Raw genomic sequence first — 13,572 nt, forward strand, 5'->3', positions numbered from 1 at the left:
AATGTTTAGTGGATTCTAAATCGTATTTGAATAAATGTTTAGGCACTGGATATCCGAACTATATTTTTTATAAATTGGAATATATTTTATGGAAAGATAGAGTGGGGATTTGTGAAGAAAAGGGCTTAAATCTTGAAAAATGGAATAAGTTTCGATTAATTGCTAAAAATTCTGTTGAACATATATTTCCTCAGCATCAAAAGGAAGAAAATAAACATATTCATTACTTGTCAGAAGAAGAATTAACTGATTGTAATTTAAATGAACAACATCCCATTGATGATTTTGGAAATCTGGTACTGATATCACCTGGTATGAATTCGGAATATAGTAATATGCCATATAAGCAAAAGAAGGGAAAATATGATTCTAAAACAGAAATAGATTCCTTGAAATCTGATTTAATCTTTAAAAATGGAGATTGGAATTGGAAATTAGCTCAAGAACATAAAAATGAAATGATTGTTCTACTTGAAAAGTATATTAATAAATTAAAAACCAAATAAATAATGTCTTACGAATACTCAGAAGAGTATAATATAGAACTTATCGAATAGGACGACTTATTGGATAATAAATCGTCTGAAATTTGAATTTTATTTGTATTTATTTTTAAGTAAGATGTTGAAAATTAGCTATTAATACTTTTTGTATCGGGAAGTAAGTATTTAAATCTGGTTAAAACTACATATTAGTGAAATTACATAAAGCCAATCGTTTTATAGAGTAGTTTACCTATAGTGATAAAACCATTGACGGCAAAAGTAAGACGAAAGCGTATGCGCTGTTCCAAAGTTCATTTATCGATAGCATAGAAGTCGGTACTGTTAAAGGCTTGCAACAGATCCATGCGTATTTGTTTGGTGGCTTGTATGATTTTGCTGGACAGATACGCCGTAAGAATATTGCAAAAGGAGGATTTCAATTTGCTATGGCGCAATTTTTACCCAATACGTTGAAAGATATTGAGGCTATGCCAGATTTTACTTTTGATGAGATTATAGACAAATATGTCGTAATGAACATTGCACATCCCTTTATGGAAGGAAATGGCCGATGTACACGTATTTGGTTGCATCTGATGCTCAAGCGCTCATTAAAGAAAAGTGTGGATTGGAGTAAAATAGCCAAAAATGATTATCACCAAGCGATGATCAATAGTGTGCTTAATAGTCAAGTGCTTAAGGAAGCAATAAAAACTGCGTTGACTGAGCATATCCATAGCCGAGAGATGTTTAGGAAAGGAATCGACTATTCTTATTACTACGAAGAAAAATAGTTTTTACTGGTTTGTTATGAAGGAAAACAATATTAAGAATAAAAATGATTTCAATATTTAACAGAACATAAAAATGATCGTATTCTTTCTAAGCAAATTTTAAGAAGTGGAGCTTCTGTTGGTGCTATGCTGTTGTTTGCAATTCTTCACACACTTCAGCAGTTGTCTTACCTTCTAGAATGGTAAGGCGAAAGATTTCAGCTTGTTGTTTAGGTAGTTTTTCCAATGCTTCACCAATAAGCGTAATGAGTTCAGTATGGATTATTTTTGTTAAAATATCATTCTCTGGGTTTGTTAAGAAAAAGGCTTCTTCTATTTGTCCATGAGGATATCGCTCACGAACTTTCTTTGCCTGATCTAAACAACTGTTACGAACAACAATGTATAGAAAACTTTTCAATTCTTCTATGCTGTAAAACTGTGTGCGATTTTTCCAAAGCTTAACAAATGATTCAGAAATTATTTCGGGGATAGCATCTTTATCACGAACAAGTTTATAGGCGAAAAAATGAAGATTATGACTATATAAATCCATAAAATAAGATAGCGCAGATTCGTTACCTAACCTGAGATTAGCCAAATGTTTTTCTATTTTTATCATAAGTAGGTTTTAAATGGGCTATAGTAAATATACTGTTAATCATATATTTACGCAAATTATTTATGCTAATTATTTTGGAATTTTTGTTGTTTTGTGACCACAGACGGGATTATTTTTTTATATAAATGGGCGTATCAACAAGAGTTAATACGCCCAAAATATATAAATTGAATACTTCACTATTGTGATTTAAACGCCCAAAAATAGGCTGTACCCCAAGCTCCAGTTCCAGGAGGAGCATAGGAAAGCATTAGCTCAGTACCATTAAGTACTAGAATATCATATTCATATACTGCAATTCCGCCTTCGTCAGGAGATTTTCCAGAAAGTACCGTAACACCCTTAGTCGTAAGTTTACCTTTGGCCCACACTGTTCCATCATCAAGAAGTATCTGTTTATCCATTTCGAATTTGTACGATCCCTTTTCAATAGTACCGTTAGATTTGACTTTATGCAACTCCGCATTTTTTAGATGGAAAATCATTTTAGCCCCTACACCTTCGTTAGCTGCTTGGCCATTCATATCAGATTCTTGTAATGTCCACCATGATGGAGCTACATTTCCTTTATATCCACCATTTCCCCAGACAGCAGGCTTGTCAGTGTCCCAAACCCAAGTTTTTTCGGATCCACCTGTCAGAAAACCCCATTCCAAAGGTACTTCATAGGTTAGTTCATCGATGTCTACCGATAAAGTTTTTGTAATAGTTGTGCCATTTGCATTAAGTCCTGTAAATACTATTTCATTCTGTCCAGTAGCAACCATTAGTACGGTATCAGTCATTTTTTGTGTCACACCTATACCGAAATTCCAAGATGATAGGACAGGGCTATTGTTTATCAAAACAACTTTATTACTCTTTTTACCATTCACAATAAGAGGCGTAGCACTGATTTTTAGTTCCTCAGCTGTAATTGCCGATCCTATGTCCATACGGTCTTCAATTGGATCACATGCCAGCACAAATAGTGCGAGTAAACTATAGAGATAATATATTGTACGATTTTTCATGTTTTCAAATTTTAAATTACCATCCAGTGTATTCATGAGTGTTTTCGCCCCATCCTTTATTTTGTGTTAAAACACCATTTGAAAGTGCAATTTGTGAAGTCGGAATTGGCCAGAACCCGCCAGTAGCTTCAAATCTTGCTCTATATCCACCACCAAAACCTTTCATCTGAGTGTCCACATTTTTGTTTTTTATTTCAATACCTTCTTGACTTGCTAAAGCATCGGCTGCATCCTGCCAACGCATTAAGTCAAAATAGCGTAATCCTTCAAATGCTAATTCCCAACGACGTTCGAGTTTCAGCGCAGCTAAAGAATAATTGATTGCGGGCAAATTAACACGTGCGCGAACACGATTAAGATTGCTGGCAGTTTCACTTAACTCGGCGTGCATTAATAAGACGTCCGCAAAACGTATTAACACCATATCTTGGGTATGTGCGAGTTGGTAATCAGCTTGTGCTCCATCTGCTAAAATAGCGTAAGAGGGGATAAGAGCGCCATTATCATAGGCTGTGATGGCAATATATTTTTTCTGCCAAAATCCAGTTTCTTCCATTTGACTATCCGCACCATAGATGTATCCTGCTAAATCATTGTCTGCATTGATAATTGATCCTTCACGACGTACGTCATTAGGCTCTGCAGCACGCCAATCATTCCATAGTTTTGAATTAACGGGTCCAGCTCCCCAGCCTTGTCCAAAGGGGAAAGTATTGGCTTGACCATTGTTTGACCTTAGGCCAAAATGTAAGTTTAGTTGATTTGTATAGCCTAAGATGTAGGTATCACCCCAATCTGCTAAAGTTCCAAATTTCACAGCAAACACTGTTTCTTTATGTCCTTCACCTGCATACTGTAAATTATTATTCGTCGCATAAGGATAGTCAGTCTTGGTAAATTTGTTTGAATATGGCCAAAGATTACGAAAATCATCAATAAGTCCATGTCCACTATTGGCAATACAATCTTCTAACCATTGTATGACTTGAGCTTTGCTCACGCTTCCTCCATCAGTTAATGGCAATTCTGTTTTATTGTAGTAGCCCGTGTAAAATAAAAATACACGTGCCATCAAGGCTTGTGCAGCCCAGCGTGTTGCATGACCAGAAACCACTGTGTTGTAGGCTGAGTTCGGCATTATCTCTATTGCTGTTTTAAGATCTTGTGCTATGACAGCATAGGTTTCCTCAGTAGGTGCTTTTGGCACATTTGAAACGGTAGAACTCGTCACTAAGGGGACTTCCCCAAACATTTGGGATAACTCGAAATAGTATAGTGCACGTAAGAAATGTACTTCGCCTAAAGTTTGATTAAATTCGGCTTCCGTATTCCAACCTGTTACTTGATTTAAGGTTTCTAATGCTGTATTTGCCCGAAAAATCCCTTGATAGCGTGCTGTCCAAAATGTAAGAAAACGATCTGGCTGTGTGTTCATTAAGTGGTCAAGACCTTGCATATCGCGATCATTCTCGCCACCGCCACCAAATCTATCATCCGAAGCGAGTTCTGCCATGTAAAAATGGGAGTGCTGCACATTCGTTACCGCTGCATTCAAGCTATTGTATACCCCCGTGAGCATAACTTGTGCATCGGCTACTGTTACAGGGAAATTTCCTGTGTTCTTTTTATCAAAACTTTCTGTATCTAAAAAGTTATCGCAAGCGCTAAGGCTTCCTGCTAATAACATAAGTATAAATGCTTTTTTCATTACTCTTTAAAATTTAAGGTTAAGACCAAACATCAGCGTACGTGGTTGCGGATAGAAACCAAGATCAATTCCAGACACCCAAGAGTTGTCATTTCCATATCCAATTTCAGGATCCATACCACTGTAATTAGTGAATGTAACTAAGTTCTGAACTGTTGCATAGAATCTTGCTTGTGCAAATGGAGCTTTGTTCCATAAACGCTTGAAGTCATAACCAAGCGTAATATTTTGAATCTTCACAAAATCACCATCTTCTATATAGATGTCGGAAATATTTAAGGTATTGGGATGTGCACCATTGGTTAATCTTGGGTAACGATTACTTGTCCCTTCGCCATGCCAACGTTGGAAAATTTCGGTTGTATAATTTTGTAATGGACTATCTGCAAACGATCTGTATGACTTTGCAATTTGATGACCAAAAGAACCTATAGCGGTAATATTTAAATCAAAACCTTTGTAACCGAAATTGAAATTCATCCCACCACTAAAATCAGGATGTGGATTACCGATTAGAGTTTTGTCTAAATCTGTAATCTGTCCGTCCCCATTATAATCTACAAAAATCACATCTCCAGGTTGTGATGTAGACAATACACCATGTCCTTGTGCACGAAGCTCATCGATTTGTTGCTGGTTTTGGAAGATCCCTGAAGTCTGAAAGCCATAAAAATAGCCTATTGGGTAATTTACTTGAGCACGATACATTTCTTTAGTAGACTGACTCAAGACATCTGGTGCACCATGAATAATTCCTTCAGTATTTGCGATTCGGAGCACTTTGTTTTTATTAAAAGCACCATTTATCCCTAAACCGTAGCTAAATTCGCCAGCATTATCATTCCAATTCAAACCAAATTCAATCCCCTTATTTTCGACATCTCCACCATTGATATAAGGAGCACTTGTACCATATATCGCTAGTACAGGAGCTTGAACTAACCAATCTTTGGTGGTTTTCTTGTACCAATCAAATACTACATTTAGTTTATTCTTTACAAATCGTGCATCAAAACCTATGTTAATTTGCTCTGATGTCTCCCAAGTAATATCTGGGTTAGGTAGAATATCAGGGTAAGCGCCACGATTTAAAGAAGATTTGTTGTCACCAAAGTAATAACCATTTTTTGGGTCGATGGCAATTGTTGCTAAGTATTGGAATGGGTTGATGCTGGCATTACCATTCTGTCCCCATGAAGCTCTTAACTTGAAGAAATCAATTGCGTTATTATCTCTTAAGAACGACTCATTCGTAAGAATCCATCCCGCAGATGCAGAAGGGAAATAGCCCCAACGGTTGCCCCGTGCAAAGTTCGAAGAACCGTCCGCACGTAAGGTAAAGGAAGCCATATACGTTTCTTTTACATTATAATTTGCGCGACCAAAGAAAGATGATAATCTGCCCGAGGGCCACTGTATGCCACCTACTGCTGGAATAAAGTTTTCATAACCTTGGCCATTCCCAATAAAAGCTTTGTCCCATTGTCCTGGAAATGAAGAATTGGCTGTAGTTACATTCAAGCCTTCACCTAAACCTCCTTTTTCTATAGATTGTCCGATGACTAAATCAAGCTGCTGTTCGTTTATGGGTTGAAAGCCATAGCTCAATGTGTTTTCCAATACCCAGTTGTATCCTAAGCTTTGACTTTGCGAAATATCGTCGATAGGATTGGTAAGTGTTGTGGAAAGTTGATAGGTAGGTGTATATTGACGGTAAGAAGATGCGCTCATGCGGTAGCCAAAATTTGTGCGCCATTTTAAACCTTCAATAGGCTGTATCTCCAAATAGGCATTGGCCGAAAGGTTGTGACTTTTTGAAAGATTCTGTCCACGTCTGTAATACATTTCGGCTGCAGGATTCGCCGTTGCCCCATCTAATGTCCATGCGTCAGCAACTTTGTCCAATTGATCATAAAAATTCCCTTCACTGTCGTAAATAGGAAGCAGAGGATTGCCCACCAACATATTGTGAACGTCATTCCAATAAATATTTCCAATACCTATACCCGAGCGGTTACTGTATGCATAGTTTACATTTTCACCAAATTTGATTATATCAAAATTGTCATTTTTATACAATACATGCTCTGAATTGATACGAGCGGTATGGCGTTGAAAATCAGGGTCTACTGGAGCGCCCATTATTCCATTACGATTGGTTAATGAGTAGCCCATCGAAAATTTTGATTGCTCGTTGCCTCCCATTAAATTAAGCGATAAATTTTGTAAAACGGCATTTTCATTGCTAATTTCTTTTAACCAGTTTGTACCATTCCATGTTCCATCTTGAATTTGTTGGTATTGTTTTGGAATAAGAGTCGCCCAATCGTAAGCTGCAGTACCTTCATTGAATCGACGCTCATCTTGAATAATCATGTATTCTTTGGCCGTTAAGAGCGAAGGTAGTTTGTAAGCATTTTGAAAACCTACATAATTATCTATATGTACTTGTGTGCGACCAGATTTACCTTGTTTGGTGGTAACGAGTACTACCCCGTTTGCGGCGCGTGATCCATAGATTGCCGCTGAAGCTGCATCTTTGAGTATATCAATACTTTCAATATCCGATGGATTTAGCATATCTATACTTCCTCCTGGTATACCGTCAATGACATAAAGAGGTGAGGAGTTGCCAATAGTACCCAAGCCACGGATAGTTACTTTAAAGCTTTCTCCTGGCATACCCGAATTTTGTGTGATTTGTACTCCTGGAGCCTGACTTTGCAAACTTTCGAGAATATTGGGTGTACTGAGTTTGGTCAGATTATCGCCTTTTACTTGAATACTAGAGCCGGTGGTCAATTTCTTCTTTAATGTACCGTAACCCACTACGACAACTTCTTCCATACTATCGTTTGCTTGGGCTAATGTGATTTGTACAGTAGTTTGATTGGTGATGGTCAATTCTGCACTTTTATAACCAATATAGCGTACTTGTAGTCGTGCTGGCGTTTTCGAAACTCCAATACTAAAGTTACCCTGATTATCAGAGATAGCACTTGCCGTTGTGCCGTCTATTACGATGCTAGCGCCTGCAATGGGATTGCCTTGTTGGTCTATAACACGTCCCTGTAGGGTCCGAGTTTGCTGTGCTATATTAGTGTTTTTGGTGTTATTATCTAGATTTTTTGTTGATGCTTTTTTTAGGATTAAAGTGCCATCAACCATTTCCCAGTCGATGGATTTTGGTGTTAGCAGTTTATCTAGCGCTTTATCTAGTGGTGTATTTACAATTTCTGCACTTAGGATGGTTTGAGAAATATCTTTCCCATTGAGCAAAAATGGAATACCCTGTTGTGCCTGGATGGATTGCATCACTTTGATGAGCGGGGTATTTTTGGCTCTTATAGTGATATTTTGTGCATATCCATGGAAAGCTGATACCTGAAAGTAGCACAGTAAGGTGAACATTATGGTCATCTTAACAGGCAGCATCCAAGTCGATAAAGATTCGTAAAAACCTTTATACTTAAATTTCTGAGTAATAGGTGTCATCATGTTGGGTTCTCAATTTGTGGTTTATCTTGTTTAGTGATTTTGCAGCGCTTACTCTGCCATTTGTAGTTATCGGTTCTGTTTCAAAGAATTTGCCGACCATAGTTTGTTTCCATTTCATGTATCATAATTTGTTTATTTAATTACATATAGGTGGTGTTGTTTATGTTGCTTTTTAATTTGGAATTTTACCCCACTTTTTTCCAACAAGCGCAAGACCTCACTTAGTTTTTTGTTGCGTGCTATTTCACCATAAAAATGCATGTCCTCCCGATTACTTAGGTCATGAATTTCTACATCATACCAGCGGCTGATGTTAGCTAATACTTCAACGAGTTCTGTTTCGTGAAACAGAAATTTATCTTTGGTCCAGGCGATGTAGGCATTCGCATCGACCACTTGTTTGTGAATATTACCCGAAGATGTACTCGCCTGTTCATTCGGTTGTAAATGAACTTGCTGTTGCCCATGGCTAACGGTAATTCCCCCTTCTACTAGGGTACTTATGGTTGATTTTTCATCTGCATAAGCTCGAATATTAAATTGCGTGCCCGTCACACTTACTTGCTGTTCGGCAGTATGGACAATAAAAGGAACTCTTTTCCCCGCTTTCATCTTTTTTACTATTTCAAAATATCCTTCCCCAGAAAGTGTAACTTCTCGAGAATTTTGATCAAATGTTAGTGGATAGGTTAGTGTTGACATGGCATTAAGCATCACTCGGCTTCCGTCTGCCAATACAACACTGTAGGTGCTGCCTTTGGGCACATGAATTGTAGCGTTGTACCCGCTGAGCTCTTTTGCATCAAGGTCAGTAACTGCTGTACCATCGGTGTATTTTATGCCTTTGCCAAGCATTATACCTTGTTGATCGTTGCGAAGCTCTACCTTTTCACCATTCGATAAGGTTAATGTTGTCTTGTTTGTAGCAGGAGCTAGATCCAATGTACTGCTAATAAGGTTATTTTCGGTATCAGATTGCTCATACACGAACCTTATCCCTGCCAATAGACAAATAGCTGCTGTGGAGATTACGGCAATTCGTAGCCAACGAAAAGTAACATGTTTTGATGGAAGTTTTTCTTCTTTAGGAGGCTCTTCAATGTTTTGATGTATACGTCTGAAGGTTTGATTTTTGATACTTTGTAGCATCTCATCATCCATCACTTTTCGTGTAACTAACCAATCCTCATATTCATGTATAAGAGTATCATCCTGCAACAATTGTTCGACATACTCACGAAGTTTGGTATCGTGTGCCATGCAGTTTTCTAACTCTTGTTGTTCAGCAGGAAGGATTGATCCCTCAATATATTTTTTTAGCAATACTGCTAATTCGGAAGATGTCGACATGTCGTTTATAATGGTTATTTTGTATAAACGATTATTTTAAAATAACCTTAGCAGAAAAATTATTTTTTTTTAAATTGATAAGAATAATAGGGCTTGTAAATTATTCTTCTGATGATCGACATTATCTGGTGAAATTGGATCGCGATGTAGTTGCTTATAAGTGTGAAGCTATAGCATCTTGTATTATCTAACGGTGTGCCATATCGGGTTTACCATGATAAAAACGTCTCTAATTGAGGGTACTTTGCAACAGCGCGATTGGATAGCATAGATGGAAAAATAAGATATATATTGACGGTATTGGGCCTAAGAGATTGGAATGTTAACTCTTTGGATAAATCTTCCTTTCCTAGGTAGGATGTATAGAACGATATCGAATTAGGCTGGGCTTTAATAAGCCTGAATACTAAGTTATCGTCAAAAGGTTCCGCAATAGCAGCATGAAAAAAAATTGACTTGTATTAACCAGGCTATCTGTTATGCCGTAGCAATATATAGTGGTTGGCATTGTTATACAACGCTACGTAAAAATGCTTGTATAATAGGAAATTAAACACTATAAATAGTCAATGATTTCACGGATCTATGGCACTTTAGACAGGCTGTAATCATATGGGATCCAGCATGGTATTTGCGCAGCCGATAGGAGTAGTGAAAGCCATTTGCAACTGGCAGTAGCCTGCTGACGGAAAGTGTTTTGTTAAGAGATAATAGTTATCCATAGTATTCTTAGAAATTATTTTTATCTTCAACTTATAATTCAATCATCAAGAGTACATGAAGTACACCAACCGAGTTCAACCAACCACGGTGGTCAAGCGATGCGGGCTGTTCAGTCAAATATTTGGTCTCTCCCTTATTAAAGCGCGCAAATACAAACTATAGGAAATCTTGGCATATACCTATTTTATTACTAACCTTCATTGAAGGGATTGATAAAAACTTGGTAGCTGAAAATGAATTTCGCATCAACGCGGATTTTGGTGGGTTATTTCAAGATAAATTGCTCGTAACTATCAAGTTTTGCTTTGTCAATTTGGTAATTTCCGTTCTCATCTTTGCAGATTATAATGCTGTCAAATCCAAGCTCATTCATTTTTTCGATTGTCAAAAGTTCTCCTTCTTGGACTTGAAAAACTTTGCGTAACAGCCAATCAGAAAGAGCCTTATTTGGATTTGTCATTAACGCTTTTGAATTGTCTTGACAAACTTTAGCAGAAAAAATTTCTCCTGTTGGGATTTTCAATTCAAATAACTCGTCTCTTTCTGGAAAGAAATTAGGAAATAGCTTGTGAATTTCAGCAGGAATAGGAATGTAAACTTCTCCAAAATCTCTTTTTCTTCCTCCTGCATTCCATTGATTTAAACCACTTTTTTTAAAGACAAATTTTTCTTTTTTCTTAAATCCGTAAAGTGGTAAAATGACATAATTTGCGCCACGAACTAACTTGTCCTTCGCAGGTTTTAATGCTTTATCCTCAAATAACTCTAATAGTAGAGTATAAGGGTCTTCTAAAATTTCAATTGGAAGTTTAAAAGCGGTATCAGGAATAAAAAACTTTCTAAAAAGCGTACTTTTTGAATAGTTAAAACTATAATAGTTTTTCCCATCTTCAAATTGTAAACTTGCACTATTTTGCTTTACAGCGTGAATATTAGCAATGTCAATTTTGTCGTAGTCTGTTTCAAATAAAACAAGTTCGCTGTCTTTTCTTGCTACAATATGATATAGAGAACTTTTAATATTATAAAGACGATTTGCTAAATCAATTCTTTCATTTCTAAATTCAGCTAATTTATTAGCCAAATCATTTCCCTGATAATCAGCTAAAACTCTAGAAAGCGAATTAAATTCAGCAACTTTTTCGGTACTATTATTTGAGGTGCAAACGAATGTTTTTAAACCTACACCGATAGAATTATAGTTAGCATCGAATGCAGTATCTGATCGAGAAAGATTACCAGCGTCAAAACTTTTACAGAAAATATTTTCTGCTACACGATAATTAATAAAAGGGATTGCGCTTTCGCTGAAAAGTCCTGAAAGTTTTGAAACTGCTGAAAGCAGTTTCAAATAATTACCTTTATTTTCTAAATCTATTTCAGCAAATGATTTCACAATACTTTTATAATTTCGTTACTAATTCTTTCAATTAATGGTGTTGTTACAGAATTACCTGCTTGCATATAAAGTTTACTATTTGCAATAGGAGGTAAGATATATTTATCCATTGGATAACCTTGAAAAGCAAAGCACTCTTTTGGAGTTAATTTTCTAATTCCAAAATCGTCTTTAATTAAAGGTACATTGTGTCCACCTGCTCCCATATTTGCTGTTAATGTTGGACAAACATTACTTTTATTTTCTCTCACATAAACTCTACGCCATTGGTAAACAGTGTTTTTACTTGTCATAGTTTTAACAAGTTCAGGGTAATATTGATGAGTTTCAGGATAATAATATTTATCTTCTTGTTTCTCTTTATCTAGTATATCGTGAATTGTTTTTGTCAATTCTATTTCCTCTGGAAATTGGAAATTGACATAATTAGGAACTTTATTTGGGTCAAATGCAACTACAAAAATTCTTTCTCTATTTTGCGGAACATTTGCGTGAGTCATTGTATTCAAAACTTTGTGAAACACTTTATAGCCCAGTTTATCTTCTAAAATTTCAAGAATTACTTTGAATGTTTTTCCGTTATCATGAGAAACTAAATTTTTTACATTTTCTAAAAAAACAACTTTTGGTTTGTGTTTTTCTATTATTTGTTCTAAATCAAAAAATAGAGTACCCCTTGTGTCTGAAAATCCTTTTCTATGTCCTGCAATCGAAAATGCTTGACAAGGAAAACCAGCACATAAAATGTCAAATTCTTTTGGAATATAATTTTTCACACTTTCCTTGGTAATATCACCAAATGGTACTTCTCCAAAATTTGCTCGATATGTTTTTTGAGCATCTTTATTCCATTCGCTTGTATAAGCACATTTGCCACCGATATTTTGCATAGCGATTCTAAAACCACCAATTCCAGCAAATAGGTCTATAAATTTGAATGTGTAATTTTCCGGAGTTGGAAATGGAACATTTTCAACCTCGTATAAAAGTTGTTGTAAAGCTTCTTCTTCTACAACAGCGATTTCATTTTCGTTTTTGTATTCTACGTAATTTTTCAGAATATTTAAAGCTTCATCTTTATAATATTTTGAAATTCCATTATCTATATTATGGAGATAATGAGTTAAAACGGCTTTTTCTTCTTCTAAAGGTTCAACAAGCTTAACCTGATAACTTTTATTGTCAAATTCTTCAATGCTTATTTTCTCTTCTACCAACATGCTTTTTCCCTTTATTTTTTATATGAGGCAAGATACGAAAAAAGTGTTTAGAACACTTTTAAATTTTTGTAAGTAAAATTTCAGTTGGAGTAATAAAATCTATTCGAATTTGATCTCCAATTTGGGCATTTATATGATTAAACCAATGTCCTAAAAGTTGTAAATTACCTGAGCCGTGGAATTGTTTTGCGTGTATAGAACCTGCGTGGCTACATCCAGTAGCTTTTAAATTTACGTTATTTAAAAATCCATCAGTACTTGAACATAAATATACATTAGTATTAGTTGAATTACTGTTTGTTATATTTTGTCTTCGTGCAATAGATGCTGGAATTTGTAAATATCCTTCACCAAATAGAATTCCTCTCGAATTAGTATGTCTGTGTGAACCCCATTGCAAATGAGCTTGCTTTAATATAGTAATAAATGAATCTCCTGTATTTGGCATATATATATTATTTGTATTTAAAACATTTTAAATTAAATGATTTAAACCAATATATTATTTTATTTATACATTTTAACTTTAATTTTTGAATACTGTAGAAGTTCAACCAAACCTTAATTTAGCCCCCAATAAGTTCGGAGTGAAATTTTATATTTCAAATTAATACATTTGATATTATGAAGTACAAAAAATGGACTTTAGAGCAAAAGTTATAAATCCTATCTACCGGCGAAAATAGTAGTATTGTTGATGCTTATAGCTATCTTTGCTATCATGCCAAAAGCATGAGGTTAATCCATTTCAATGGATAAAATATACCATTGAAAATATAAT

10 protein-coding genes and 1 riboswitch are annotated in these 13,572 nt (G+C 35.7%); of the genes, 2 read left to right on the top strand and 8 right to left on the bottom strand.

Features of this window, described 5'->3' with window-relative positions; translation table 11 throughout:
- Positions 1-506 (top strand): HNH endonuclease family protein (locus IP023_RS13270; protein WP_241790878.1); only part of this gene is annotated, 506 nt, incomplete at its 5' end.
- A gap of 245 nt (positions 507-751) precedes the next feature.
- A complete protein-coding gene (gene fic / locus IP023_RS13275; protein WP_394801857.1) occupies positions 752-1,279 on the top strand; it encodes a protein adenylyltransferase Fic in 528 nt (175 codons plus the stop codon).
- A gap of 124 nt (positions 1,280-1,403) precedes the next feature.
- On the opposite strand, the gene IP023_RS13280 is transcribed toward fic, so the two are convergent.
- The 8 genes from IP023_RS13280 to IP023_RS13315 form a co-directional block, all read right to left on the bottom strand.
- Complete coding sequence (locus tag IP023_RS13280) at positions 1,404-1,880, bottom strand: RNA polymerase sigma factor (protein ID WP_241790880.1); 477 nt, start codon at positions 1,878-1,880, stop codon at positions 1,404-1,406.
- A gap of 179 nt (positions 1,881-2,059) precedes the next feature.
- Complete coding sequence (locus IP023_RS13285; protein ID WP_241790881.1) at positions 2,060-2,929, bottom strand: hypothetical protein; 870 nt, start codon at positions 2,927-2,929, stop codon at positions 2,060-2,062.
- Positions 2,910-4,601: a RagB/SusD family nutrient uptake outer membrane protein gene (locus IP023_RS13290; protein ID WP_241790882.1), complete on the bottom strand. Its 1,692-nt coding sequence runs from the start codon at positions 4,599-4,601 to the stop codon at positions 2,910-2,912. Before IP023_RS13290 ends, IP023_RS13285 begins: the two co-directional genes overlap by 20 nt.
- 6 nt (positions 4,602-4,607) lie before the next feature.
- Positions 4,608-8,099 carry a SusC/RagA family TonB-linked outer membrane protein gene (locus tag IP023_RS13295; protein ID WP_241790883.1) on the bottom strand — a complete coding sequence of 1,164 codons (3,492 nt, stop codon included), beginning with the start codon at positions 8,097-8,099 and terminating at the stop codon, positions 4,608-4,610.
- Between the two features lie 132 nt (positions 8,100-8,231).
- A complete protein-coding gene (locus IP023_RS13300) occupies positions 8,232-9,449 on the bottom strand; it encodes a FecR family protein (protein ID WP_241790884.1) in 1,218 nt (405 codons plus the stop codon).
- Positions 9,450-10,208: 759 nt separating this feature from the next.
- Positions 10,209-10,303, top strand: a riboswitch (SAM-I-IV-variant riboswitch).
- Positions 10,304-10,437: 134 nt separating this feature from the next.
- Positions 10,438-11,568, bottom strand: coding sequence for a phospholipase D-like domain-containing protein (locus IP023_RS13305; protein ID WP_241790885.1), 1,131 nt, complete (start codon positions 11,566-11,568; stop codon positions 10,438-10,440).
- On the bottom strand, positions 11,565-12,791 hold the full coding sequence (dcm, locus tag IP023_RS13310) for a DNA cytosine methyltransferase (protein ID WP_241790886.1): 1,227 nt from the start codon (positions 12,789-12,791) through the stop codon (positions 11,565-11,567). The genes IP023_RS13305 and dcm overlap by 4 nt, the downstream gene beginning before the upstream one ends.
- A gap of 58 nt (positions 12,792-12,849) precedes the next feature.
- Positions 12,850-13,239, bottom strand: a complete 390-nt coding sequence (locus IP023_RS13315; RefSeq protein ID WP_241790887.1) for a hypothetical protein — start codon at positions 13,237-13,239, stop codon at positions 12,850-12,852.
- Positions 13,240-13,572 lie beyond the last annotated feature (333 nt).

The sequence above is a fragment of the Sphingobacterium rhinopitheci genome, from assembly GCF_022627575.1.
GTDB classification, from domain to species: domain Bacteria; phylum Bacteroidota; class Bacteroidia; order Sphingobacteriales; family Sphingobacteriaceae; genus Sphingobacterium; species Sphingobacterium rhinopitheci.

What these genes read in the sequence shown, in the direction of transcription:
- IP023_RS13280 (WP_241790880.1), bottom strand. Translation starts at nt 1,880, where the DNA reads ATGATAAAAATAGAAAAACATTTGGCTAATCTCAGGTTAGGTAACGAA.
- dcm (WP_241790886.1), bottom strand. Translation starts at nt 12,791, where the DNA reads ATGTTGGTAGAAGAGAAAATAAGCATTGAAGAATTTGACAATAAAAGT.
- IP023_RS13300 (WP_241790884.1), bottom strand. Translation starts at nt 9,449, where the DNA reads ATGTCGACATCTTCCGAATTAGCAGTATTGCTAAAAAAATATATTGAG.
- IP023_RS13290 (WP_241790882.1), bottom strand. Translation starts at nt 4,601, where the DNA reads ATGAAAAAAGCATTTATACTTATGTTATTAGCAGGAAGCCTTAGCGCT.
- IP023_RS13295 (WP_241790883.1), bottom strand. Translation starts at nt 8,099, where the DNA reads ATGATGACACCTATTACTCAGAAATTTAAGTATAAAGGTTTTTACGAA.
- IP023_RS13315 (WP_241790887.1), bottom strand. Translation starts at nt 13,239, where the DNA reads ATGCCAAATACAGGAGATTCATTTATTACTATATTAAAGCAAGCTCAT.
- IP023_RS13285 (WP_241790881.1), bottom strand. Translation starts at nt 2,929, where the DNA reads ATGAATACACTGGATGGTAATTTAAAATTTGAAAACATGAAAAATCGT.